Source organism: Pseudomonas sp. LBUM1674 (assembly GCF_059695635.1).
Genome location: NZ_CP166779.1, coordinates 2,496,302 through 2,520,837, shown reverse-complemented (window position 1 = coordinate 2,520,837; position 24,536 = coordinate 2,496,302). Strand labels below are relative to the sequence as shown.

20 protein-coding genes are annotated in these 24,536 nt (G+C 61.3%); 7 read left to right on the top strand and 13 right to left on the bottom strand.

Annotation, left to right across the window (positions count from 1 at the left end; all coding sequences use genetic code 11):
- The first annotated feature begins 37 nt into the window (after nt 1-37).
- Nucleotides 38-697 (top strand): hypothetical protein, encoded by a 660-nt coding sequence (locus ACA067_RS11730; RefSeq protein WP_497461903.1) that lies wholly within the window; start codon nt 38-40, stop codon nt 695-697.
- The gene (locus ACA067_RS11725) at nt 690-1,343 is read left to right on the top strand and encodes an RES family NAD+ phosphorylase (protein ID WP_497461902.1); all 654 of its coding nucleotides are present in this window, start codon (nt 690-692) and stop codon (nt 1,341-1,343) included. The genes ACA067_RS11730 and ACA067_RS11725 overlap by 8 nt, the downstream gene beginning before the upstream one ends.
- 2 nt (nt 1,344-1,345) lie before the next feature.
- Here the strand turns inward: ACA067_RS11725 and ACA067_RS11720 are convergent, their stop codons facing one another.
- From ACA067_RS11720 to ACA067_RS11705, 4 genes are all read right to left on the bottom strand, one after another.
- Complete coding sequence (locus tag ACA067_RS11720; RefSeq protein WP_497461901.1) at nt 1,346-2,416, bottom strand: lipocalin-like domain-containing protein; 1,071 nt, start codon at nt 2,414-2,416, stop codon at nt 1,346-1,348.
- On the bottom strand, nt 2,406-4,877 hold the full coding sequence (locus tag ACA067_RS11715; protein WP_497462763.1) for an ABC transporter permease: 2,472 nt from the start codon (nt 4,875-4,877) through the stop codon (nt 2,406-2,408). The genes ACA067_RS11720 and ACA067_RS11715 overlap by 11 nt, the downstream gene beginning before the upstream one ends.
- 1 nt (nt 4,878) lies before the next feature.
- Nucleotides 4,879-5,547 (bottom strand): ABC transporter ATP-binding protein, encoded by a 669-nt coding sequence (locus ACA067_RS11710; protein WP_497461900.1) that lies wholly within the window; start codon nt 5,545-5,547, stop codon nt 4,879-4,881.
- A 328-nt stretch (nt 5,548-5,875) separates the two neighbouring features.
- A complete protein-coding gene (locus tag ACA067_RS11705) occupies nt 5,876-6,682 on the bottom strand; it encodes a class I SAM-dependent methyltransferase (RefSeq protein ID WP_497461899.1) in 807 nt (268 codons plus the stop codon).
- A 179-nt stretch (nt 6,683-6,861) separates the two neighbouring features.
- On the opposite strand from ACA067_RS11705, the gene ACA067_RS11700 reads away from it, so the two are divergent.
- The gene (locus ACA067_RS11700) at nt 6,862-7,248 is read left to right on the top strand and encodes a hypothetical protein (RefSeq protein WP_497461898.1); all 387 of its coding nucleotides are present in this window, start codon (nt 6,862-6,864) and stop codon (nt 7,246-7,248) included.
- Here the strand turns inward: ACA067_RS11700 and ACA067_RS11695 are convergent.
- The 7 genes from ACA067_RS11695 to relB all read right to left on the bottom strand — a co-directional run bounded on the left by ACA067_RS11695 (nt 7,239) and on the right by relB (nt 16,422).
- Nucleotides 7,239-8,669: a sigma-54-dependent transcriptional regulator gene (locus ACA067_RS11695; protein ID WP_497461897.1), complete on the bottom strand. Its 1,431-nt coding sequence runs from the start codon at nt 8,667-8,669 to the stop codon at nt 7,239-7,241. The two genes, ACA067_RS11700 and ACA067_RS11695, sit on opposite strands and share 10 nt — an antisense overlap.
- Nucleotides 8,638-10,134 carry a sensor histidine kinase gene (locus ACA067_RS11690; RefSeq protein ID WP_497461896.1) on the bottom strand — a complete coding sequence of 499 codons (1,497 nt, stop codon included), beginning with the start codon at nt 10,132-10,134 and terminating at the stop codon, nt 8,638-8,640. Before ACA067_RS11690 ends, ACA067_RS11695 begins: the two co-directional genes overlap by 32 nt.
- 102 nt (nt 10,135-10,236) lie before the next feature.
- A complete protein-coding gene (locus ACA067_RS11685) occupies nt 10,237-11,268 on the bottom strand; it encodes an SCO family protein (RefSeq protein ID WP_497461895.1) in 1,032 nt (343 codons plus the stop codon).
- Nucleotides 11,265-14,072: a multicopper oxidase domain-containing protein gene (locus ACA067_RS11680; RefSeq protein WP_497461894.1), complete on the bottom strand. Its 2,808-nt coding sequence runs from the start codon at nt 14,070-14,072 to the stop codon at nt 11,265-11,267. The genes ACA067_RS11685 and ACA067_RS11680 overlap by 4 nt, the downstream gene beginning before the upstream one ends.
- 183 nt (nt 14,073-14,255) lie before the next feature.
- Entirely contained in the window at nt 14,256-15,704 is a 1,449-nt protein-coding gene (locus ACA067_RS11675; RefSeq protein ID WP_497461893.1) for a sensor histidine kinase, read from the bottom strand.
- Between the two features lie 267 nt (nt 15,705-15,971).
- Complete coding sequence (locus ACA067_RS11670) at nt 15,972-16,241, bottom strand: type II toxin-antitoxin system RelE/ParE family toxin (RefSeq protein ID WP_497461892.1); 270 nt, start codon at nt 16,239-16,241, stop codon at nt 15,972-15,974.
- Nucleotides 16,231-16,422, bottom strand: coding sequence for a type II toxin-antitoxin system RelB family antitoxin (relB, locus tag ACA067_RS11665; protein WP_497461891.1), 192 nt, complete (start codon nt 16,420-16,422; stop codon nt 16,231-16,233). Before relB ends, ACA067_RS11670 begins: the two co-directional genes overlap by 11 nt.
- A gap of 428 nt (nt 16,423-16,850) precedes the next feature.
- Between relB and ACA067_RS11660 the strand changes: the two genes are divergently transcribed.
- From ACA067_RS11660 to ACA067_RS11645, 4 genes are read left to right on the top strand one after another with little or no spacing between them, the layout of a single operon-like run.
- Nucleotides 16,851-18,197 carry a hypothetical protein gene (locus tag ACA067_RS11660; RefSeq protein ID WP_497461890.1) on the top strand — a complete coding sequence of 449 codons (1,347 nt, stop codon included), beginning with the start codon at nt 16,851-16,853 and terminating at the stop codon, nt 18,195-18,197.
- Nucleotides 18,198-18,232: 35 nt separating this feature from the next.
- Nucleotides 18,233-20,482, top strand: coding sequence for an Ig-like domain-containing protein (locus tag ACA067_RS11655; protein ID WP_497461889.1), 2,250 nt, complete (start codon nt 18,233-18,235; stop codon nt 20,480-20,482).
- 60 nt (nt 20,483-20,542) lie between these two features.
- Nucleotides 20,543-21,004: a curlin gene (locus ACA067_RS11650; protein WP_497461888.1), complete on the top strand. Its 462-nt coding sequence runs from the start codon at nt 20,543-20,545 to the stop codon at nt 21,002-21,004.
- 28 nt (nt 21,005-21,032) lie between these two features.
- Entirely contained in the window at nt 21,033-22,481 is a 1,449-nt protein-coding gene (locus ACA067_RS11645) for a curlin (protein ID WP_497461887.1), read from the top strand.
- A 182-nt stretch (nt 22,482-22,663) separates the two neighbouring features.
- Here the strand turns inward: ACA067_RS11645 and ACA067_RS11640 are convergent, their stop codons facing one another.
- Both ACA067_RS11640 and ACA067_RS11635 read right to left on the bottom strand, forming a co-directional pair.
- Nucleotides 22,664-22,993, bottom strand: coding sequence for a DUF6124 family protein (locus ACA067_RS11640; RefSeq protein ID WP_497461886.1), 330 nt, complete (start codon nt 22,991-22,993; stop codon nt 22,664-22,666).
- A gap of 659 nt (nt 22,994-23,652) precedes the next feature.
- The gene (locus ACA067_RS11635) at nt 23,653-24,519 is read right to left on the bottom strand and encodes a CsgG/HfaB family protein (RefSeq protein WP_497461885.1); all 867 of its coding nucleotides are present in this window, start codon (nt 24,517-24,519) and stop codon (nt 23,653-23,655) included.
- Nucleotides 24,520-24,536: the final 17 nt, after the last annotated feature.

Sequence of the window (24,536 nt, the reverse complement as noted above, 5' to 3'; positions counted from 1 at the left end):
GCAAACCAGTCGCGCCAATAACTTTCAGGAGATCGTCATGACCACTACGGTCGAATCGATTGAGATCCGGCACAAATCCCGACCTGCCGGGGGGGCCGACTCTCCATCCGAAGACAGCGAAAGGGTCGTCATCACTCTCAAGGCCACCCACGAGTCTGTGCAGGCGTACATCATCTCCCTCGAAATGCTAACCACAGCTTTTCGTTTACAGCTGCAACCTGTCCCGGAGGAAACTATCTCGACAATAGTCTCCCTGTGCGTGCCGAAAAAGCCGGTCACCTCCACCCTTCTGCGCGAAGCAAAGATGCTGGTCCAGGCGAAGACCGAGATCCTCCACAGCAATGATTGGATTACCGCGCACGAAATCGCCGAGCTTGCCCAGTTCAAGTCGAGCAACCCCAGTTCTCAGCCGAACAAATGGAAGCTCAGTGGCAAGATTTTCGCCCTGCGTCATGAAGGGGTCGATTACTTCCCGATCTACGGGTTGGACCCCGCGCACGGCTTCCGACCTTTCGCCAGGCTTGGAAGTGTGATTTCGACCCTGGCTTCAATGAAAGACGGTTGGGGAATGGCCTTCTGGTTTGCATCGCCCAACAGTTACTTGGGCGGCAAGCGTCCAAAGGACCTGCTCCAGACCGACCCACAAGGCGTGCTGGAAGCGGCTGAGGACGAAGTAGCCGGGGTCATTCATGGTTGAAAGGCTGCCAAAGCACCCGCCTGCTCCCGGCGAACATATTCAGGCACGCCTGACGACCATCGAAGCCGGCCGGGTGCTGCATCGCTTTCACATGAATAAATTCCAGGCGACGGATTTCAATGGCACCAACAAAGGAAATGCGAGATTCAGCCCGATCCGGAACGCTCTGGGCGAGATAATCCCCACGCTGTACGGTGGCAGTACATTCGACTGCGCGGGTATGGAGACCGTATTCCGTGATGTGACCTATGAACCCCCGCCGAAGTATTACCAAAAAGCAAAGCTCGCCGGGTTCATGTATTCAAACGTCCTGGTCGTTGAAGAGCTATCTGTGGTGGATCTGTCCTCCAAAGCCTTGCGGTCACTGAACATAACCCGCAATGAGCTTATCGACACCGAAAAGAACATGTACCCGACAACGCGCCTATGGGCCGAAGCAATTCACGCGTCCGTGCCTGACGCGCAGGGCCTGCGTTGGATTTCACGGCAGGACGATACGGCAGAAGCCGTTGTGCTGTTTGGCGACAGGATCGGACCAACCGCCCTTGTCCAGCATGGTCGCAGCTTGGATGTGGTCAATGACGAGGACGCCTACAACTGGTTACTGGACCTGGCCGAGGTCATTGGTGTGCGGATAGTGCCCTGATCTCAATAACCGGTCATTTCCAGATACCCCTGCCCGCCATGGCTGCCACTCACCTGCACCGGCCCCTCCCAATAGGGAATGCGCAAATCCATCCAGGCATTGGGGTTGAGGGCATTGAGGGTGATGTCGAGTTGCTTGCCGGGAATCTTGATCGACCAGCGCACGGGCATGGAACGGCCGGCGACGTTCGCCGTGCCCTGCGGTGTGAGCAGGATGTCGGCGGCGTGCAATGTCTGCGTCTGCCCTTGAGCGTCGATCCAGGTGCCGGTGAGGTACGGCTCGCCGTCCTTATGCCGCATGCGGTACAGCATGACCTGTTCGCCGCTGTCCAGGTGCAGGGAAAACCAGTCCCAGCCCGTTTGATTTGCGGTCAGCGGCTGGCTGCTCCACTCGCGATCGAGCCATGCCGGGCCACTGACCTGATGTGCCTTGCCATCGATTTCGAGTGTGCCACTGGCCTGGAAAAACGGTTGGCTGTAGTAGTAGGACGCCTGGCCCTGTTCGGATTTCTGGCTGAAACCCTGGTCGCCCTGCAGCACCAATGGCCGCGTAGACGTCAGCCGTAGCTGGTAGCTGAACGCCTTGTCCCGGGCGCTGAGTTGCAGGTCGGCCAGAGGATTGTCAGCGCTGGCCTGACTGCTGAAATGCCAATCGTCGATCCACGCACTGAACGGCTTCAGGTTCACCCCGGCCTGACCGACGCCACCCCGGGCGTAACGTTCGGCGGCGTGGTGCACCGTTGCCGACGTCACCGCAGCATGCCCCAGCCAGATGATCGGGCTGCCCCAGCCAGCTTGCTCGGGCGCAGCGTTCAATGCACTGCGAAACAACGTCCATTGCGCGCCGAACTCGTTGCCCTGAGCGTCCTTGAGGTTGGCGGTGACATACCACCATTCGATGCGAAAACCGTCGTGAGGGCCGTGATCCGCCGGGAAACTGAAGGCTCTGCCAGGCACTACCGGCTTGAACGCGGCAGCCTGATTGCCCAGCCCTGCGAAGCCTTTCTCGACAGGCGCCGGGTGATCGCACCCGCCGAGCAACGCCAGTAACAACACACCGACCTTAATCCTCATGCGCAAAGGTCCTCAACAGATCCGCCGGTTGCGTGCGATACAGCGAGTACAGCGGCCACGCCGACGCCAGCAAGGTCGCGAGCAGCGCCAACCCCATCAACTGCAACAGCTGCAGCGGAAACACCTGCAGCGGCAGACGCCAGCCGAAGGCCTGGACGTTGATCACCGCATTCAAGCACCAGGCCAGCGCGATGCCCAATGGCAACGCCAGCACCAACGTCAGCACCGCCAGCAACCAGGTTTGCCCAAGGTTAAGCAGCATCAATTGCCGGCGCGTCACACCCAGCGCCCACAGTGGCGCCAGTTGCCCAAGGCGGCTCTGGCTCTGGGTCAACAGGCTGATGAACAACGCCACGCCCGCCACGCAAAGGGTCAGGCTGTTGAGCGCAGCGGTCGCGGCGAAGGTGCGCTCGAACACTTGCGTGGACCAGCCCTTGAGCCGCGCCTGATCGACGATGCGGCTGTCATCCAGATTGAAGCGCGCTTGCAGCGCCGTCAGGAATGCCGGGATCGACGGCGGCTCGAGGCGCAGGTTGAAGCGGTTGGGGGTCAACTGCGGCCAGCCGCCTAGCAGGTGGTGGGCGTTGACCAGAATGTGGCCCTTGGGGTTGCCATAGTCGGCGTAGATCCCGACGATCTGTGGCGACCACGGGCCACCCGGTGTCGGTATCGTCAGGTGATCGCCAAGGCGCACCTTCAACCGCCGGGCCAGTTGCTCGCTGAGCATGAGCGCATCGTCACTGGCCAGGCGATCCCACGGCTTGTCGCCCAAGGCCTCCAGCAGCGGCCAGTGCTGACGGTAGGTCGGGTGATCGATCACGCCAAAGATATCAGCCGGCCAACCTTGCACCTGGACAGACACCTGCCAGTTGGGCAGCACCGCCGTGAGCTGCGGCTGTTGTTTGAGCCAAGTGTGCAGCTCTCTGGCCTGGGCCGGGTTTTGTGGGTTGAGGTAGAGCTCGGCGGTCAACCGTTGTTCGAGCCAGTCGCTGAAGGTCTGGCGGAAACCGGCGGTCATGCTGCCAGCACCGATGTTGGCCGCCAGGGCCAACAGCAGCGCCATCAACGCCAGGCTCAGGGCCGGCAGTTGCTGTCGGCAATCGGCGAGGAACCATTGGCCGAGCACCGATCGACTGCGCTGCAACACCAGGCTCAGCACGCTATTGAGCACCACCGGCAGCGCCAGCGCGGCGCCGAGCAACAGCGCGGCCATCAGCACGAAACCACTGGCCAGGCTGTCGCCCCGCAGCAACGCCAGCAGCGCAATCACAGCGGCAGTCCCGGCCACCCAACCCTGACGTCGCAACCAGCGCGCGTGGGCCTGATGCCAGGCCTGCGGATCGGCGAGGGCCAGCAACGGCAGTCGCGCCGCCCGCCACAGACTGTTGGCACCTGCCAGCAAGGCACCGAGCAGACTCAGGCCCACGCCGCTGAGCCACCACCACGGACTGAGGCTCAACTGTCCCGCCACTTCGGCGCCATACAACCCGCGCAGACTGGCGGCGACATCCGGCAGCAGCACGCTGGCCAGCAAGTAGCCGCTGGCCACTCCAGCGAGGCCGCCAATCAGTGCCAGTCCACCCAGTTCGACGCTCAGGCACGCAATCAACATCCGGGCACTGACACCGCAGGCGCGCAAGGTTCGCAACAAGCCTCGGCGCTGCTCCAACGCCAGGCCGATGGCGGCGTGAACGATGAACAAGCCGACCACGAATGACAGAAACCCCAGGGCATCGAGGTTCAGGTGAAAGCTCTCGGTCAGGCGCGCGAGATTGTTCTCTTCGCCGCTGCTCTTGAGCTGCAACTGTCCCTTGAACCGATCCGGCAGAGTCGCGCTGAAGTCCTTGGGCAACAGCAGGCGCGACAGCTGATCCGGCAGACCAAGGACCTGCTGGGCGAAGCCGATGTCCACCAGCAATACACCGGGGGCCATATCGGTTTCAACCCGCAGGGGCGGCAGTACCTCACCGCTCAGGCTCGACGGCTGGTCTCCCTCGTGCAAGCCCAGTGCCTGTAAGGTCTGCGGCGAAATCCAGGTCCTGCCCGGCGGACTGAAAAACTCGACGATCTGCTCGATCGCCAGTGCCTGCCCGGCCACCGCGGAACCGGCCGGCAGCGACACCGGCTCGATGCCCATCAGCTGCAAACGCTGGTCTTCATGGCCCTTGAGTGTCAGCCGGCCCTGTAGCACCGGTGACACCGGCCAGCCTGCACGGCGCAGGTCGACAAACACTTGCTGAGAGAAGGTCGCGCCGCTGGGGGTACTGAGGCTGGCCTGGGGTTCGCCGCCGATCAACTGGCTGGCCCGGGCATAGCTGTCCCGCGCCTGGCTGTTCAGCGCCTGCACGCCGGCCAGCAGACTGGTGGCGAGCCAGAGCCCGGTCAACACACTGAAAAACTGCACCGGGTGCTGTCGCCAATGGCTGAGCAGCGCCCGCAAGGTTTCGCCAAAGATCCGCACTTCAGCGCTCGTCCGCGCCAGCCAGACGGCCACCCTGCAGCACCACTTTCTCCGCCAGTCGCGCCGCGACCCGTGGGCTGTGGGTGACCATCAACAACGTCGTGGGGCTGTCGTCGAGCAGTTCCAGCAGCAACTTCAACACCTCGTCGCTGGTGGCTTCATCGAGGCTGCCGGTGGGTTCGTCGGCCAGCAGCAGTTTCGGCTGCGACGCCAGCGCCCGGCCCAGCGCCACCCGCTGCTGTTGCCCGCCGGACAACTGCTCCGGATAACGTCGCAGCAAATCAGCCAACCCCAGACGCTGCACCAGATGCGCCTGCCAACGCGGATCATGCCGCCCCGCCAGCCGCGCCTGGAACGCCAGATTATCCTCCACCCGCAAGCTGCCGATCAGGTTGAACTGCTGGAACACCAGGCCGATTTCGGTCCGCCGCCAGTTCGCCAGTTGCCCTTCGCTCATCTGTTCCAGGCGATGCCCGCCACTGATGATGCTGCCGCGATCGACCTTGTCCAACCCGGCGATCAAGTGCAGCAAGGTGCTTTTGCCGCTGCCCGACTCGCCCATCAGCGCCAGGCTGCTGCCGGGCTTCAAGGTCAGGTCGACACCTTGCAGCACCGGCAATGGACCCTGGGGAGTGGCGTAGCTTTTGAAGACGCCTTGGACCGACAGCATGGGGGCAGGCTCGTTGAGGTCAGTGAGCCTAGGATAGCGGACGGCAGAGGCACCGCGTTATCGTTCTTCGCGGGCAAGCCCGCTCCCACAGGACCGCGTCGTTCGCCGAGTATGTGAACGGACACAATACCTGTGGGAGCGGGCTTGCCCGCGAAGGCGGCGGCACAGTCAACATCAATGCCAGCTGATCCACCGCTATCGCGAGCAAGCTCGCTCCCACATTTGATCTTCGTCGAACACAAATTTTGTGTACGCTGCAGATCCAGTGTGGGAGCGAGCTTGCTCGCGATAGCGTCAGTGGCAGCTACACATAATTCAGCTCAGACGCTCAACCCTTCACCCCCACCAACGTAAAACACAACGGCAACTGCGCCTTCTGCTGTTGATACCGGTCATAGAGTTCTTCGCGGTTGGAATGCGGGTACTCCTTGAAGTGACTGATCCGCAGCCCGGCGTCGATGGCGCCGGTAAAGATCGCGCCCAGGGTGTGCACGAACCAGTAGGACGCCGCGGAGGGCTGTTCGACTTTGCCTTCATAGACGATCGGCTGCTCCTGCACGAAAGGTTCGCGGCGAAAGTACGAGCTGTCCAGGCGGAAAGGTTCAGCTGACTCGGGGTCGAACATTTCCAGGAAGGGATGGGTTTCGTACACCACCAGGTTGCCGCCAGGCTTGAGGGTTTGCGCGACATGGCGGAAAAATTCGCCAATGTCCGGCATCCAGTTCAAGACGCCGATGGTGATCAGCGCCACGTCGAAACGATCGCGAAGTTCGCCCGGCAGACGATGGATGTCGGCCTCGATGAATTCAGGTGCATGAGGCGAGCGGGACGCCAGCTCCCGCGCCTGATCGAGAAAGGCCGCGGACTGGTCGACGCCGACCACGCTGCGGGCCCCCAGCGCAAACAGCGAAAGGCTTTCGCGTCCGTTATTGCAGCCCAGTTGCACCACATCCTTGCCATCGACGCCGACCTGTTCCAGCAAACCGGTCAAGGTCTCATCCAGGCAGGAAAAATCCCCATGACCCACGGCGCTCGAAAGGGCCTGCCATTCAGGGGTGTCCTTGTGGTGTCGGGCGGAGTCATTCCAGGCATCGCAGTTGCTGGCGATGGCGTTTTCTTTTGTCGGCATTTCCATTGCACGCTCCAGGACTCGGGTCTTGATTGAACCGCACGAGTCTAGATCAGCGTCTTGAAAAAACCCATTTGGCGTTTGTTGGATTCTTGTAATCCAGGCATCGCAAACGCGTGCCCCCATGACAGCTATAGTTAATGACCTTGGGGAAATGCGGGACTACCGATTTCGCAGGTGCAACCATGAACAAAACCGATCTGACGCTAGCGTTCGCTTTCTGCCTGACCGCCGCCGCCCATGCGGACGACCTGCCCCCCACCACCGACTACAGCAGCGAGTTCAACTACTACGGTGAGAACCAGCCTTTCGCTCACCCCGTTCCTCCCTCCTTGAGCACCGTGCCGCCGCGGTCATACATCCCGACAGCCCCCAGGGAATTCATTCCGATTGCGAGCCAGCATGTGTTCTACGACTCAAGATTGCCAACCGTCGCGGATGCCACTGTGCGGGTGTTCATCCGCTCCTACGACGCGGAACGCGGCGTCTACGTCAATGAAGAAGTGCTCGACCCCACCTGCCTGCTCGCCTGCCTCAGCGGCCAGGGACAGGCGACCGGGGTCTACCACTGACGTTTGTCCGGGCGTGCGAGGCCGAGTTTTTCGATCCGGTAACGCAGCATGTCGCGGCTCAGGCCCAGCAGCCGTGCGGACTTGGTGACGTTCCAGTCGGTCTTGTCGAGCATCTTGCGCACCATGTCGCGCTCCACTTCCGGCAGGTTCATCGACTCGGTGCCGTTGTAGGCCGGACGCGGTTCGCTGTGTTGGGGTTCCTGCTGGTACGCGAGTGGCTCATCCACCAGGCTCAGGCACACGTTCAACTGGTGGGTGGCAATGGTGTCGCTCTGGGCCAGCAGCACGGTCTGCTCGAGCATGTTGCGCAACTCGCGCACGTTGCCCGGCCAGCTGTAGTTGAGCAGCAACTCTTCGGCCTGGTCGCTGAAATGCAGGTGCGGCTTGCCATAACGTTTACCATGGATCGCCAGGAAATGCCGGGCCAGCACCAGGATGTCTTCGCCACGGGCGTACAGGCGCGGCACCTTGATCGAGATGATGCGCAAGCGAAAGAACAGGTCGCGGCGGAACTTGCCCTGCTGGACCATCTGTTCGAGGTTGCAGTTGGTGGCGCTGATCACCCGCAAATCGACTTTGCGCTCCTTCACCGAGCCGACCCGGCGAATGGTCCGGTCTTCCAGCAGCTTCAGCAGTTTGGCTTGCAGCAACAGGTCCATTTCCCCGATTTCATCGAGGAACAGCGTACCGCCATCGGCCGCTTCCACCAGCCCGACGCGACGGTCCTTGGCGTCGGTGAAGGCGCCCTTTTCGTGACCGAACAGTTCCGACTCCACCAGGTTGGAAGGGATCGACGCGCAGTTGAATTCTATGAACGGGCCTTTGCTGCGCGGCCCGTCGAAGTGCAGCGCCCGGGCCACCAGTTCCTTGCCGGTGCCTGTCTCGCCTTCGACGAGTACGGGCGGCAGATCGGTGTTGGCCATGCGACGCTCGGCGTCGAGCAACTGGCCGATGGTGTTTTTCAGATACTGCATCGGCGCCGAGTCGCCGATCAATGCCTGTACCCCGGACTTCTGCGCTTCGCGTTCCTGGTAGAACGACAGCGTGCGTTCCATCCGCTCGGTGGCCAGGGCCTTGTCCAGCAACAGCTTGAGCTCCGGCAGGGCCACCGGCTTGGTGACGTAATGGAACGCGCCCTCTTTCATCGCCGTCACGGCATCTTCGACGTTGCCGTAACCGGTCATCATGATCACTTTCAAGTCCGGCGCGCTGATGCGCAGCTTCTGGATCAGGTCGTGACCGCTCATGCCCGGCAGCGAATTATCGGTGAGCACCACATCAGGCACGAACGTGCTCAATTGCTCCAGTGCATCCTCGGCCGAGTGGCAGACTGTCACCTCGAAGTCTTTGCGCTCCAGATAGGTCTGAATATTCTCGGCGAGGAGTTCATCATCCTCGACCAGCAGTATGCTGCGCTCCATATTCCCCTCCCTTTGCCACTATAAAGTTGAGACTGACGCGGGTTCCTTCCTGCTCCCGGCTGGTCAGTTCGACCGAGCCGTCGAAACGCTCCATTATTCGTTTGACCAGGGCCAGGCCTACGCCCAACCCGCCTTGTTTGGTGGTGAAAAACGGCTTGAACACCATTTGTTGTTGCTGCGGGCTCATGCCCTTGCCGGTGTCGCTCAGGGTCATGCACACCCGCCCGGGCTGCGGCGATTCGATGTCGATACTGAGCACGCCGCCCTTGGGCATGGCTTCCAGGGCATTGGCGAACAGGCTATTGAGAATCTGCGTGAGCAATACCTTCTGACTGACAACCAGCGGACAACCCTGTGGCGTGAAACGCACCTCGACACCACAGCGCTTGATCAGCGCGTCGAAGGCACCCCGGGTGTCGTCGATGGCCAGCACCAGGTCCACTGTTTCATCGTCGTCATTCACCGGCCGCAACGACATCAGCAGTTCCCGGACCCAACGTGACATGCGATCGACCTGGTTGATGATGTCGCCGATGTTCTTCTGCGCGCTCTGGCTGGCGATGTCCTGGGCCAGTTCGGCACTGGAACGTATGTTCGCCAGCGGATTGCGCAGGCTGTGAGCCACCGCCGAGGACATTTCCCCCAGGGCAACAAAGGTCTCGTTGGTGATCAGCTGTTTCTGCTGGCTCTCGAGCAGCTTGGCCGCACGCCGCACTATCCAGAACAACGCCAGGTAAATCGCTGCGCCGCCCAGCACGGTCGCCAGCCAGATGACCTTGAAACCGCGCTGGATGCGCGCCACCAGATCCACCGGTTCCTTGTAGATTTCCACCATGGCAATCACTTGGCTTTTGTCGGCATTGAACATCGGGATGTAGTTCTCGATGAACAGGTATTCAGGCTCGCGCAGCAATCTCTGCTCGGGGCGTTCCTCGACAATCTCGTGGTAGCTGGTGGACACCGACTCCTTCATGGCGAAGGATTCATCGAGCTCTTCATCGTCTTCAATGCGCACGCCGATCAACTCGGGGTTGGTCGACCAGACGACGGTACGGTCCAGGGCATACACCGTGGCCAGCAGCAGGTCGGGCAGATGCTCCACATGATCGAGAAACTCGATGCGCGCGGCGGCTCGGGTCGCCGGTGCGACGTCGGGATAAGCATGGTCCTGGCGCGGATCGAGCATTTCGCCCATGGTTCTGTTCGGGCTGATCGAAGCATGGCGGATTTCGGCGTCACCCATGGCCTGAATGAACTGCGCGGTCAGCATGGAATCGCGTTCGACACTCTCGATAACCACAAATCGCGTGGAAACATAGCCCAACCCCAGCGCCACGGCAGCGATAATGAAAAAGCTGCCGAAGGAGAACCAGCGCAGCAAATTGAACGGCCCACGGCTGCCCTTGCGCTCTGTCGCCGGCGCCTGCAACGACGCAGCTGTATTTTGTTGTTCGAATATCTGCATGGGTGGGTCCTGGATGCTTGCATCAAGCCTTTTCAGCCGTGTTTCGAATCAGTGTAGGTGGCATTGTTCGAGACTGATGGCGCCATTGATATTATTTGGCCGCTAGTGCGTTTGCGCCGCCTGTACCGGCTGCTGGCGTTCGGTTTCTTCCTGCAAAAAAGCCAGGATGGACTGCGCCGCGTTCTCATCCAGGCGCAGATTGGGCATCGGTATCTGGTCGAAGCGCTCAAACAATTGCATCGCGATCGGATCCTTTTCGGCCAGCATGCGGTCCGGCTCGCGAATCCAGCGCGCCAGCCAGGCCGAATCACGCTGGAGAGTGACGCCGATCAGGTCGGGACCGATGCTGCGCATGCCGATGCCTTGCCCGTCCTGCGGGCCGAGGCTGTGGCATGAGGCACAGCGGGTGCGAAACAATTCTTCGCCGTTGCTGGGCGGCCGGAGCTGCGGCGCATTGGCGTAGCTTTGCTCGACACTGGGCTGCTTCCAGTTCTGCAAGGTATTGGCCAACTGATCGGCCAGAATCCATGGGTTCTCGAAGGGCGAAGCTTTCATCCAGCGGCCCGTGGTCTGGTTGCCGACGATCAGGCTCAGGTTGTGGTCCTTGCTGCGTCCGTTGTCGACACCTTCGATGAACAACCCGAGCTTGTGCCGCAGCTCGGTGACAGCGTCGAAGTCGCCGGTGAGAAACTGCCAACCGGGCCCGACCTTGAACCGTTGTGTGTAGGCTTTGAGCACCTCGGGCGTGTCGCTGAGCGGATCGATGCTGATGGAATAGAAGAAGATGTCCTTCCCGACCCGGTCCCCGAGCAACGTTTGCACCTGACGCAGGCGCGCGGTTTCCAGCGGGCAGGAATCGCTGCAGCCAGTGAAGATGAAATTGATCACCACCACCTTGTCCCGGATCAGGTCATCGAAGAAGTGCACCTGCCGACCGTCCTGGTCGGTCAGCAGGGTATTGGGGAAATAATCGCCGCCCCAGGGTGTCGCCGCCGCAGTCGGCGCCTCGACCACCTCGTGGGCCATCAGCAACCGGGTCGCCAGCAGACAGCTGACCAGCATCAGTACCAGGTGCATGCCCAAGGCACGGGAGCGCGGCGTATGCCCGTTCATGTCGGCGCTCTCCCGATTCATTTCTTGACCGGCACTTGCGGGCCGAAGCCATCGCCGGTGCGGAAGGTCGGCAGTGCGGCGGAGTTGACGTAACGCACGCCATCCCAGCTCGGCAGCGGCGTCGGCATCAACTGCAATTGCCCCGGTTTCTCGATGTCCCAGCGCAGCAGCATGGAGTTGTCCTCGTGCTGCGTGTTGTGACAGTGCTCCATGTACGTCCCGGCGAATTCACGAAAGTTGATGGCGAACTCGACGCTGTCCAAACCATCGTCTTCCGAGCCGATGCGATAGATGTCCTTGCGCGCCCATTTTTCCCATTCCGGTGGAGCCTTGCCGCCGCGACTCAGGATGATCCCCTCCTCGAAGTGCACATGCACCGGGTGGCTCCAGCCCTTGCCGCCGGCCTTGATGTTCCACACTTCCAGGGTGCCTAAACCGGCGACACCGGCATCGGTGGGACCACTGGCCAACTGGGTCGAGGTGTTCAGGCGACGCGGGTCCATATGGAAACCGAAACCGCCGTCGGTCTTGACCGTCCAGGGCGCTTTGTCGGTGCCGTCCGAGCGACCGTAAGTGAAGGTGCGGTGACGGGCCTTGGCCAGCAGCGCCTTGTCGGCGACGTTATCGCGATGGATCTTCAGTGGGATCATCACCCTGCCTTCGGCCTTGCCCGGTTTGGCCGGCTCATAGGCGGCCGGGTCCATGGCCAGGTCCTGACCGGTGTAGGCCTTGACGTTAAGCTGCAAGACCTTGCCCACGGCCGGGTCGCCCTTGTCCCACTGCGGGCCTTTGCTGCTTTGCTTGATCACCGCCAGGTATTTTTCCGAAAGCACATCCCCCAGGGCAATGGGCTCTTTTGGCCCCTTGCCGTCGTCATGGGCCAGCAGGTTGACGAAGAACAGTTTGTCCCCCGGCTTGATCCCGTTTTTCGCGAAGTTGACGATGATGTCGAAGCGTTCGGCGATGCCCTGGGTGGGCAGGATCGCATTATGATTCTGTTTATTGCCATCGGCGTCCAGGTCCATGCTGCCGTCGAACGGCACGCTGTGTTCCATGATGTTGCCGTCGTTGGCAATCATGTGGAACGGCACCCGGCTGTAGGAGACCCCGGAATTTTTCGGACCGGGGAATTCACCGCCGTTGCCCTTGACCTCGCGCACGAGGGCCAGCTTGAAGTAACGCGATACCGAGCCGTTGAGGATACGCAACCGATAACTGCGGGCGCGCACGTCCAGGGTCGGTTTCCACTGCCAGTTCACCAGTATCTGATCACCGAGAAAGCCATCGGTGTTGAACGGGTTGAACCACAGCTGACCGCCCTGATCCCAAGCCTTGTCGGCGATCAACAGGTTGACGTCGTAGTCGCGGTTGCCCCACGGCAAGGCGCTGCCGCTGGGGAAGCGCAGGTTGACACCGTCGTTCGCCGATTCGTTGCCACGGTCCAGGGCGCTGTAGTAGTTCATCATCGCCGCGTTGCCCTTGTAGACATTCTGCGCGGTGAAATCGAGCATGTGATCGTGGAACCAGTGGGTGCTCATGGTTTCGCGCCAGTCGCCACGGATCTTGATGGTGCCGTGGTCGCACGTCTTGCGGCCGGGGTTCATGTCATTGACCCAGAGCGTTTCCCCGGGCGAACACGGGAAGGCCGCACGCGGGTCTTCGGCGCGGGTATTGATGCTGTCGTAACCGGCCAACTGAATCGGCCAGCGATAGTCGTAATACTGCCCCGGAAAGAAAAACGCGTTGGCGTAACCGTCGCTTTCCGCCGGTGCGTGACCGTTGTGTTCGTGGGTACTGATGGTGTGCAAGCCGAAGCCCATGTTCGCCGACGGGTCGATGGGCAAGCCATTGTAATGGCGCATCAGCACCGGCTGGCCGTAACGCACCATCAGCAATTTCGGAGGCAAGGTGCCGTCGAAGGTCCAGACCGAGTTGTGGTTCTGTACCGGCATGTTCGGGTGAAAGCGCGCATCGACGCCTTTGGCCGTGCCATCGGTCAGCGGTACGCCGGCGGTGTTGTGATAGAGACCACCGGGGCCGAACTCACCCAATGCGTAGCCATGCATCTGGTGACTGTCGCGCAGGCCGCCGTTGGTTCGTGCACCGGTCTGCACGGTCTTGTAGGCCGCTTGCGGGTAGAACTCGTTCCAGCGCTGATGCGACCAACCCTTCCCTGGCGGACGGCCTTCGGCGGCAGAGCCGACGTGGCGGTTGAGGAAGTACTCGATCTGCGCCTGCCACGGATTGCGGTCGACCACGTTGGAGTACTGGCTGGGGAACGGCGTCAACCCCGGTTGGCGCAAGAAGGCATCGAGTGCCGCGCCGGGGGGCGCACTGCGCGCCGCACTGGTGGGATCCTGCTGGGGCGCCGGGCCGATGGCCGCCGGAGGGAAACCCAAGGGGGCCGCCGGTGTGGTGGGGTCGAGTTTTTCCGGGCCGAATTCTTCGAACAGTACCAGTTGCTGAGTGAACGGCTGAGCGCCGAACAGCGGGCTGGGCTTGCCGTTGGTGGGGTAATTGAAACTGGTCTGCACCCTGGGCGGCAGAATGTTTTCCTGGAGCGGGGTGTCGCGGCTGCCCTTGACGCCGTCGGGCAAATCGAAGGCGTCTTCGTTGGCCTCCGGCATGGTCAGGATGGCATTCAGGGCTGCCGGTTTGTCTGCGGGTTCGTCGTAATAGGCCGAAGGGTCGGTGGGTTCGGGCTGTCGTTCGTCATCGATGGGGCTGGCACGAAGACCGGCTGTTCCCAGCGTCATCGTCAGAAGGACGCTCAAAGGCGTCAGGAGGCCGAACCGTTTGAAAGAGAACCGCGCTTTCCTGTCCATCACCAGCCGCCTCGAAGCCATTAAGGGGTGCTGGGTGATGTGCAAGTAGCTCGCCAGATTTGTAACAGGTTTTTACAAAGTGTTAACACCTGACAAAACAGTGGCTTATCAACATCAATGTGCCATTAATGGGAAACGACTGGGGAGTGACACCCGCTTACGGGGGAAAGTTCACACCCATTTTCAGTGCAGCCGTTTGAATGAAAGACGGACAGTCGTGCCCTCGCCCTCGCGGCTTTCCAGGGTCACCGCGCCGCCGAAACGATCCATGATCCGCTTGACCAGCACCAGTCCGACCCCCAGGCCATAGCGCTTGGTGGTGTAAAATGGCCGGAAGGCCATGCTGCGTTGTTCTTCGTTCATGCCTTTGCCTGTGTCGCTCACTACCACGCAAATGCCTTGGGCATCGGTCGGCTCCAGGGTGATGGTGAGCGTGCCGCCCTTCTCCATCGCCTCCAGTGCATTGGCCAGCAAACTGTTGAGGATCTGCGTCAACTGCACCTGCTGGCTCAGGACCATGGGCGTTTCCCTGGGCTCGAACACGACCAGGACGTTCGCCTTGGCGATCTGCTGCTCGAAGGCCATGAGGCTGTCGTGCAACGCCGCCACCAGATTGACCGGCTCCGCCTCGTCGTTGAGCGGGCGCAAGGATTGCAACAGCTCCCTGACCCATTTCGACATGCGATCGACCTGGCCGATGATGTCGTTGATGTTCTTGTGCGCCGCGCCGCTGTCGAATTCCAACGCCAGTTCAGCGCTGGAACGAATGGTCGCCAATGGATTGCGCAGGCTGTGGGCCACCGCCGACGACATCTCGCCCAGGACGACGAAGGTTTCGTTGGTGATCAGTTGCTGCTGTTGTGCTGCCAGCAGAATCGCGGCCCGGCGCACGATCCAGTACAGCCCCAGGTAAATCAGCCCGCCGCCCAGGGCGGTGGCCAGCCAGATCAATACCAGGCCGCGCTCCATGCGACTGATCAGGTCCTTGGGCTCCTTGTAGATCTCGACCATCGCGGTGACTTTGTCGCCGTCGGCATCGAACAGCGGAATGTAGTTCTCGATGAAGATGTATTCAGGGGGCGTTACGAACTTCTGCTCCATGCGGCTGTGGTCGACGTTGTGATAGCTGGCCGACACCGGGGTCTTGGAGGCAAAGGCTTGATCCAGGTCGTCGTCGGTATGGATCGTGGTGCCCATCAATGCCGGGTTCGTCGACCAGATCACCATGCGATCGGGGGCGTAGATGTTGGCCAGGATCACGTCCGGCAAGTGTTCGATATGGTCGAGGAATTCGCCACGGGCATTGGCCCGGGCCATGGGGTCGACGTCAGGGAAGTCCTTGTCCTTGCGTGGGTCGAGCAACTCGCCCATGGTCCGCACGTTGGGAATCGACACATGGCGTACCTCGGCCGAGGCGATCGCCTGAATGAACTGGGACGTCAGCAAGGCATCGCGCTGCACGCTCTCGGTAATCACGAACCGCGTGGACACCGACCCCAGCGCCACGGCAACCGTGCCGATCACCGCCAGGCTGATCAGCGAAAACCAGCGCAACAGATTGAATGGCGGCTTGCGCGAGTGCAGGCGAGTATCGCCCTCCTGCGACAGGAGCGCTTTGGTAGGCATGTTCATGGACATTTGTTCCCGACGTTTCCCCTATAGGGTTATAGCCCACTGTCGGGTATTTGCCCGGCATTGGGTTTTGGCCCAGTGCAGGATGGGGATTAATGCCGAATGGAGGGCGAGATGAATCTGGGCGGGGACCGCCCAAGTAGACAACGCTCCCGGTGCCTGATCGTTCCCACGCAGAGTGGAGCGTGGGAACGATCAAAAACCACGGCTTGCTTGATGAGGTTGCATGCGGGGCGCCGCAACTACGGAAACTGCCCAGGTCGGGTTTCAGGGGTATTCTTGCCTGGCATGCAAGACGGCAACGATCTCTATCCGATCCGTCACTCGATAAACCACCAGGTAGTTGGGATGCACAACAATTTCCCGCGTTCCGGGTACACGGCCAAATCGATAGAGGTAGGGATGTTCAGGAAGTGCTGACGTGGCCGCTTCAATGGCCTGGTGTAACTCGCTAGCCGCCACAAGGTGGCGATCGCCAATGTAATTCAGGATTTGCCAAAGTTCGGCCCGTGCTTCGGGCCGCCACTCAACCAGCATCGCGCTTATTGCGCTTTGATTCGATAAGCGCTCGCATATCAGCCATCACCTGGTCATGCGGGATATTCGGGCGTGGGTCATCGAGCGAGGCCTGCACTTTGGCACGGAACCAGCGGTCGTAGCTTGCGGCCTGCTCTTCAGTTTCAAACTCTGAAACGATTGGGGAAAGTTCGGCGCTCATAATGACCTCCGGGATCTATACGTAGCAGTCTAATCGGTATGGGGCTCGCTGTCGTCGCTGCAAGGATGAAGTGCAACTGTGCCAGTGCCCCCTTGCCATGCGCCCGGCTGACCACACTCTCTGCCAGGAGCGACCACACTAAACGTCTCGCTTCCGACAGCCAACCCTAAAAGAGTGTCAGACGTTTCCTCGATTTCTTGAAGCTTTTACATATTCCCTACGCTACCCCCTCCCCGCCTTCCCCACCTGCCCCCAATGCTGGGGACAATGGCCCGCTCGCTCGAGCGAAGGTCTGACGGCGATTGACCGTCGCATCCCCGTGTACCGGACCTCTCAAGAACGTTTTCGCCGATTGGTACGGAAGTTGCCGAAGCCCTCTCAACTGACCCATCCCCAAGGGACAGGTACTCCGATAGAGGGATTAACTCATGCACCCCTTACTGTCCAAAACTGCGACCGTCCTGGTCGTGAGTGCTCTAGCCCAAGGCATCGCTCAGGCGGCGCTGTATGCCGTCGACCCCGGACCTTACCTTCCAGCCAACGGCTCGTTCGCCGCCTGGTATCAAGACACCCACGGTCGAACCCTCGACTTGTGCCTGTCCAAGGCCGTCAGCTCCAGGGCTCCCGGTGCACCCGGTGCGCCGTCGTACATGTGCACGTTGCTGCCGACCCCCGGCGTATTCGACGACGCACAACCGATCGTCTTCCCGACCAACTTCCCTGACGAAACCTTCTGGTTCACCGCCGATGCGCAAATCGTCGATGCCGCCCGGGGTATCGACCTGTCGTTTGGTACCGCCATCGAAGCGGCTTTCGCCGCTGAAGAACCGGTAGAAGGCGACCAGATGAGTTTTGCCCGGGTGCGTATCCGCGTCGATGTGCCCACCGCTGGCACGTACACCATCACCCACCCTTACGGGGTCGACATCTTCGACGTCCCTGCCGGGGGCAACCGGGCGATCAACATGACCCGGGACATCGGCATCGGCTCGCCGAAAACCTATGACGGCGCCCTGCGCGGTGACGTCGGGCCCTTCCTGCGCAGCGTCAATGGTCCCTACACCGAGACCAATCCGCTGACCGGTGCGGCCGAGAAATTCATCGGCGATCCGAACCTCGAAGAGGCCATCACCGGCAGCCCGTTCAACACCAACTTCGTTCGCATCGAAGGACCCAATGGCCTGGATCTGCGCACCACGCTGTTCAGCATCTCCGGCAAATTGTCGACGGTGGTGCGGCCGACGCCGATGATCACCCAGCGCAGCACTTACTCGCGCAAAGCCGGTGCAAGCGCGCCGATCGCTCAGCAGGACGTGTTCGTCATGGCCCCGCCACCGCCTGGGTCCGTCGCCGTGACCAGCAGCAACCCAGTGCTGAACATGAGCGAAGCCAACACCACCGGCAACTGGTACGCGCAGTCCGCGGCCAACCCGACCTTGCCGAGCACGGTGCAGGTGACCGCCGACAACCACCTGGCGATCCCCACCAGCACACCGACCACCTTGTCCATGGCGCTGACCGACCTGGTGGTGATCCAGCGTGCGGAGTACAGCCTCAGCACGGGGCAATTGACCCTCGTGGCCTCGACCAGCGACGAAACCTCGCCGCCGGTGCTCACCGCTTCAGCCGCCAGCGGTGCCGCCATCGGCGCCCTCAGTGGCGAAGGCGCGGTGAAAACCCTGGCCACCGGGATCTCGCCGATTCCACCGGCCAGGGTTCGCGTGACGTCATCCAATGGCGGCAGCGACACCGAAGAAGTGGTCATCGTGCAATGAACGCTCACATGCCCAGATCCTCATCAGGAGGCATCATGAACAATTGGCCACGCCTGGCGCTCAACGCCCTGGGACTGACTTTATCGCTGTCCGGCAGCGCGTTCGCGCAACTCGCCGCCGTCGACCCCGGCCCCTACACCTTTGCCACGGGGAAATTCCCCATGTGGTATCAGGACAACAATCAATTGAAGCTGGAACTGTGCCAGTCCCGGGCCGCGAGCTCGCGGGTGCCGGTCACCAACCCACCGTCGTACATGTGCATTCTCGCGGCGGAACCGGGCGTCTACGACGACGCCCAGCCAATGGTCTTCCCCGACAACTGGCCTGGAGAAGCCTTCTGGTTCGCGGCGGAGACCGCGATCCCGCAAGTCGGCAACAGCGGGTATGAACTGGAAGTGTACGTCGCCGCAGTCGAGGCGGCATTCGGCGCCGAAACCCCGATAGATGGCGATCAGGTTTCCTTCGCGCGGATTCGCCTGCGCGTCTCGGTGCCGACGCCTGGGGTCTATACCATCACCCACCCTTACGGGGTGGAAACGATCAACGTCACCACCACGGGTCGGCGCGCCATCAACATGACCCGGGACATCGGCATCGGTGCACCCGGTAATTTCAGCGGTGTGCTCAATGGCAACATCGGCCCGTTCCTGCGCAGCATCAACGGCCCCTACACCGAGCTAAACCCGGACACCGGCACAGTCGAAACCTTCGTCGGCGATCCGAACCTCACCGAGCAGGTCACCGGCAGCCCCAACAACACCAACTTCGTGCGCATCCAGGGACCGGCCGGGATCATCGAGACCAACCTGTTCACGGTGTCCGGCAAAGTCCTCGACAACCGTGCCCAGACCCCGGTGGAAATCGGCCGCGCCACCTACCGGCGCACCCCCTCGGGTCCAGGCACCAGCAGCACTCGGGTCGAAGTCTTTGGCAAATCGGGCAACAGCTCGAGCCTGTGCTTCCGCGAAAGCGTCGCCCTGGTGCCCGGCCCACCGCTTTCGCCGTGCCTGATCAACATGACGGGCGACAATAATGGCTTGTTCTTCGCCCAGCATCTGGTCACCGGCAACGTGCCTCCGGTCGTGGTGGTCACCGCCAGCAGCCCGACTGGCACCACCCGGCCGACGGCAGTGTCGAGCAAGGTCACGGACGTGGTGAAAGTCCAGACCGCGCGCTACAACTGGAGCAATCACAGCCTGCTGATCGAGGCCACCTCCACTGACGAAGTGGCGGTACCGGACATGGTCGCCCAGGGTTACGGACGCCTGTCGAAGACGGGCACCCTGCAACGCCTGACCGTCGCCGATCTGCTGCAGCCACCGGCTACCGTCACGGTCAAATCCGCCGCGGGCGGTAGCGATACCGAAGCGGTCGTGGTGGTCGGTTCGGCCCCGGATACCGGTGAGAACCAGGCGCCACTGGCCGTGGCCGACAGCGGCAGCACCAGCTTCGGGGTGCCGATCACCCTCAACCTGCTGGGCAACGACAGCGACCCGGACGGCAACACGCCACTGAACATCACAGCGCTGACCCAACCGGCCGCTGGCCAGGGCACTGTGGCGCTGAGCGGCACGGCAGCGGTGGTCTACACCCCACCGGCGGTGGTCAATGCACCGCTGACCACGACCTTCACCTACAAGGCTCAAGACGTCAAAGGCCTGGCCTCGACCGCTCCGGCGACCGTGACCATCACCGTGGCGCCTAACCGGTCTCCGGTGGCCGTCGTCGACAGCATCGCGACCCTGGGGGTGGCGGTACCGATCAACGTGCTGGCCAACGACACCGATCCAGAAGGCAACGTGCCGTTAGCCGTCGCCAGCCTGACCCAGCCAGCGGCCGGTCGCGGCACCGTCAGCACTAACGGCACCGTGATCACCTACACCCCACCGGCCACGGTCACGACGGCCTTCACCACGACCTTCACCTACATCGCCAGGGACAGCTTCGGCGCCCTGTCGGTGCCGGCCACGGTCACGGTGCAAGTCTCGCCAAGGCCCGCTGCGGAGACCTTCGCGGTGACCGCCGCCACTGTCCAGGCCCGCTCCAACAACCGTTTCAACTGGGACGTCTCGGGCACCTCATCGGTGACCACCGGCAACACCATCACCATCCAGGTGACCACCCCGACCGGGCTGGTAACGCTGGGCACCACCACGGTGCCGGTGACCGGACGCTGGCGGCTGACGGTGAGCAACAGCACCACGGTGATCCCGTCGGCGAACCCGACAGCGACCATCCGCTCGTCCCAAGGCACCGTGCGCACGGTCGCCGTCACCGTGCAGTAAACCCTCGCCCCACCGATCTGGCCGATCGGTGGGGCAGGCCTCTTCCCAAAGGACAACGCCATGAAAACGTCGACCTCCGCCCTGCTCTGCCTGCTTCTGCTCTGCAGCAGTGTGGGCGCGCGGGCCGATGATTTGATGGAGAACGACGACCTGGCGCCCGGTGCCGACCTCGGCGAGTGGCCAGCGCCGATTGGCCAGCAAGCGCTGATCGACCAGAACGGCCAGGCCAACGTCGCGCTGGTGCAACAGAACGGCCAGTCACTGCTCGGTCGCATCGTCCAGTCGGGGAGCAATCAGGAAGCATTCATCCTGCAGCAAGGCAGCGACCTGATGGCCCTGATCACCCAGCAAGGTTCGGGCAACAACGCCGAAATCACGCAAAACGGCAGCCACAACCGCGCGCAGATTTCCCAGAACGGCAACAACAACGACGCCAGCATCGACCAGGCCGGCACGGGGCTCTCGAGTGCCGTGACCCAGTCGGGAAACGGCATGAGCGTTTCGGTCAAACAGTATCGCTAAAGCATTGCACCACTTTGGAGGTTTCATCATGTTCAAACTGACGCCCCTCACCGCCGCCATCCTGGTCATTGTCAGTGCCCAGGCGATGGCCGATAACAGCCTTTCCACCCAGATCCAGGTCGGGACCGCCAACATCGCCGATGTGACGCAAATCCAGGCCAGTTTCAGTACTACCACCCAGACACAACTCGGCGAAGGCAATAACGTGGCCGCCAAGCAAGACAACGCCACCGGCACCATTACCCAGGATCAGGTCGGTGACTTCAACGCCGGCTATGCCGAGCAGTTGTACGAAAATGGCAGCACCATCGTCCAGCAACAGGCCGGCGCCGGCAACACCAGCCATGCCAGCCAGTCGATCGGCGCACTCGGCGCCAACCAGGCGCTGCAGCAACAGCAAGGCACCGGCAACTTCTCCTTCATCTACCAGGAAGGCCAGGACGGCAATACCGCCACCACCTTGCAGCTCGGTGACAGCAACGCAGCCAACATCGAGCAACTCCAGTACGGCACCGGCAACAACACGACAGTCATCCAGTATGGCATCGGTAACTACGGCACCGGCGAACAGGTCGGGCACGTGGCCGGGCAGATCAATATCAACCAGGCGGGCGAAGGCAACTATGCCTATGGTGACCAGAGCTTTGGTAACGCCGGCACCGTGACCATCAACCAGCTGGGCGACATGAACGGCACCGAAGTCTGGCAAGACTCCCAGCTCACCAGCCAGGCCACTGTCGACCAGATCGGTTCGACCAACGAAACCATCGTCGACCAGAGCTTCGGCGACAACAACGTCGCCCAGATCCTGCAAATCGGCGACGCCAACGCGATCTACGCCGACCAGTTCGAGTCCATCGGCTCGACCCTGGCGCTGTACCAACTAGGCACCGGCAACGTGCACTTCACCTACCAGAGCGGCGACAGCCAAGTGCTCAATGCCAACTCGGTGGGTAACGACAACAAGGTCTACGCCAGCAACTGGAAAGGCCCGCAAGCCGGTGGCCAGTTCGGCAGAAACCAGCGTGCGACCATCAACCAGACCGGTAGCAACAACACCGCCAGCTTCACCCAGGCCGGCACCGGCCACATCATGACCACCAACCAGATCGGTACCGGCAACAAAACCACCGTCAGCCAGGCCGACGACTACAACGAGCTGTACTTCGACCAGAACGGCAGCGACAACATCCTCATCGCCTCGCAACGCGGCACCACCAACCTGGCCCAGGGCACCAGCAACGGTACTGGCAACAGCACAGAGTACGACCAGTCCGGTATGGATAACCAGGCGTTCACGACACAGTATGGGAGTGATAACCAGATCACTGTGAAACAGGCTGACAGCCTGAACGTGGCGTATGTGACTCAGGAGGGAGCGGGGAACATTGCCCGTGTTGATCAGAGTGGGATGACGCAGATGGCGACTGTTCAGCAGTATGGGACGGGGAACCAGGCGACTGTGTTGCAGCAATAATTGCGCAGTAAAAAGAACCGCGGCCCTTCTTTGGGTCGCGGTTTTTTCTCGCCTGACACATCCCCCTGTAGGAGCAGCCTTCGGCAGCTCCTACAGTAGATCGAGTACGGTCGAAATTGATTGTCGGCTGTCAGGATGTCATCGCAACGCGGTCCACCTGACGATTTATTGTGGTTGAGGGTTTAACCTTGGGGATCGAGGTTATCCAGTGCCCGATTCACCGCCAAATCAGCCAACATGATCACCTGCTGGATGCCCAACAACATGCTGCGCTGCGGGCCTTCCAGAAACGTTGCGAAATCACTGGCCATGACACTCGCGGAAGCCAGCGATTCACAGGCGTGAGCCAACAGGCTTTCGGTGTCGATGTCTGGGGTGATGACAAACATTGTGCTGGGGTTGTGGGGTGCATGGCTTTTGAGAATGGCGGGTTTGAGGTGAAGGTTGGAGGCGCAGCTGGCGGTGGTGCTTTCGGTTTGCGATTCTGGGGGATTAGGTGTCGGTTTGGGCATGGTGAAGCTCCTGTAGAAAATGAAACCACCATGACCTGTCGCTAAACAAGCAAGGGTGGCGGCTGTACGAAGGTTAGCGAACCGGGGTACAGGAGAACCCGGCAGACCCGAAAGTCTCCGACGCACAGCCGCCATGATCAAATCGCAGACATAAAAAATCTGCAATAGAGATTGGAGTGCTGTTGCTCCCTGTTACTGTTCGGATCGCTAAACCCGATCGCTGAATTGGCAGCGATGGGGCAACAATAAAGACCAGGGACAAGGCGCACAAGCCGGCGGATTCTGGCGTAGTTGTAGGCAATGGCGCAAGGCGATGTAGCCTCAAGTCAGTCCTACAGATGATTACATGCCCCCGTACAAAACTGGCTGGCTGTCTGCCGTCTTCGCGAGCAGGCTCGCACATTTTTGATCGTTGTCGTGTATGAGGACACCGTGGGCGCCGCAGATCCCCTGTGGGAGCGAGCTTGCTCGCGAAGGCGGCAGTACATTCAACATTTGAGCAAGCTGAACCACCGCTTTCGCGAGCAAGCTCGCTCCCACAAGGGTTCTGGGGACATCTGTGGAATCAGGGCGGCTGGCAGGCCGCCTTCGCTGGCAAGCCAGCTCCCACAGGGTCCGCGGATATTCGCAAAAACCTGGTCGGCCCGAAGGCCGCCACGTCACTCTTCCCCACCCTCAGGCACCACCTTGGCCTGAGTCAAATACCGATCCAGCGTCTCATCCTGCACCAGCGCAGTCTTGTCCCCCGCCACCTGCCACATCTTGCGTTCAATCCCCTGGGCCAACAAATGCCCCACCGCCGATTCAATGGCCGACAACACACACAACTGCGCCGGCTCGTTCGTGGTGTACCCGACCTCAGCCTCAAGCAACTTCTTGAACTCGATGAACTTGAACACCCCGGCACTGCGGGCCACGGAGTAGATGGTCTTGCTGGTCATCACGTTGGCCAGGATCTGCCCGCTGCGCACATCCACTGCCCGCAGGTTCACCGTGACTTGATCCACCCGATACTCGCGGGAAATGTCGATACCCAGGTAACGTGCCCCTTCCCCGCCGCTGCGCACGTTGGTGTCGTACGCAATGATCCCGCCCTCGAGCATCATGTTCGCTGCCTGCAACGGCGGCAACTCACCCTGGATATTCACCGGCGTATTCGGCTTTTTCTGCGAGGCGCGGATGATCTTGCGTTCGGTCAGCAGGTTCTGCAGCCCCTCGCGTTCCAGCACCACGAACCAGCCACTGGCCTGCATCGCGTCCATCAACATGCTCGCCGCGCCCTGGGTCACGCTGGTGGAAAAGGAACTGGCCGGGGTCGGTTTGTACTGCCCGGTCTGATCCCGGAAGCCGTACACCACCGCCATCAACCGGCCCTTGGGACGTGGCATGTTCAGCAAGTCGTAGTAGGTCGACGCCCGAGGTGTCAGGGTCGGGGTTTCGGTGTCCTGCTCGGCCGGCATCGTGTCGCGCAGACTGCACCCTTGTAATGTCGCCAACATCAGCCCTAGCGCAATTATCTTTTTCATGTCCTTGACTCCCCAAT

Coding starts and splice junctions, on each gene's coding strand:
- ACA067_RS11730 (WP_497461903.1), top strand. CDS start 38: ATGACCACTACGGTCGAATCGATTGAGATCCGGCACAAATCCCGACCT.
- ACA067_RS11725 (WP_497461902.1), top strand. CDS start 690: ATGGTTGAAAGGCTGCCAAAGCACCCGCCTGCTCCCGGCGAACATATT.
- ACA067_RS11720 (WP_497461901.1), bottom strand. CDS start 2,416: ATGAGGATTAAGGTCGGTGTGTTGTTACTGGCGTTGCTCGGCGGGTGC.
- ACA067_RS11710 (WP_497461900.1), bottom strand. CDS start 5,547: ATGCTGTCGGTCCAAGGCGTCTTCAAAAGCTACGCCACTCCCCAGGGT.
- ACA067_RS11705 (WP_497461899.1), bottom strand. CDS start 6,682: ATGGAAATGCCGACAAAAGAAAACGCCATCGCCAGCAACTGCGATGCC.
- ACA067_RS11700 (WP_497461898.1), top strand. CDS start 6,862: ATGAACAAAACCGATCTGACGCTAGCGTTCGCTTTCTGCCTGACCGCC.
- ACA067_RS11695 (WP_497461897.1), bottom strand. CDS start 8,669: ATGGAGCGCAGCATACTGCTGGTCGAGGATGATGAACTCCTCGCCGAG.
- ACA067_RS11690 (WP_497461896.1), bottom strand. CDS start 10,134: ATGCAGATATTCGAACAACAAAATACAGCTGCGTCGTTGCAGGCGCCG.
- ACA067_RS11685 (WP_497461895.1), bottom strand. CDS start 11,268: ATGAATCGGGAGAGCGCCGACATGAACGGGCATACGCCGCGCTCCCGT.
- ACA067_RS11680 (WP_497461894.1), bottom strand. CDS start 14,072: ATGGACAGGAAAGCGCGGTTCTCTTTCAAACGGTTCGGCCTCCTGACG.
- ACA067_RS11675 (WP_497461893.1), bottom strand. CDS start 15,704: ATGAACATGCCTACCAAAGCGCTCCTGTCGCAGGAGGGCGATACTCGC.
- ACA067_RS11670 (WP_497461892.1), bottom strand. CDS start 16,241: ATGCTGGTTGAGTGGCGGCCCGAAGCACGGGCCGAACTTTGGCAAATC.
- relB (WP_497461891.1), bottom strand. CDS start 16,422: ATGAGCGCCGAACTTTCCCCAATCGTTTCAGAGTTTGAAACTGAAGAG.
- ACA067_RS11660 (WP_497461890.1), top strand. CDS start 16,851: ATGCACCCCTTACTGTCCAAAACTGCGACCGTCCTGGTCGTGAGTGCT.
- ACA067_RS11655 (WP_497461889.1), top strand. CDS start 18,233: ATGAACAATTGGCCACGCCTGGCGCTCAACGCCCTGGGACTGACTTTA.
- ACA067_RS11650 (WP_497461888.1), top strand. CDS start 20,543: ATGAAAACGTCGACCTCCGCCCTGCTCTGCCTGCTTCTGCTCTGCAGC.
- ACA067_RS11645 (WP_497461887.1), top strand. CDS start 21,033: ATGTTCAAACTGACGCCCCTCACCGCCGCCATCCTGGTCATTGTCAGT.
- ACA067_RS11640 (WP_497461886.1), bottom strand. CDS start 22,993: ATGCCCAAACCGACACCTAATCCCCCAGAATCGCAAACCGAAAGCACC.
- ACA067_RS11635 (WP_497461885.1), bottom strand. CDS start 24,519: ATGAAAAAGATAATTGCGCTAGGGCTGATGTTGGCGACATTACAAGGG.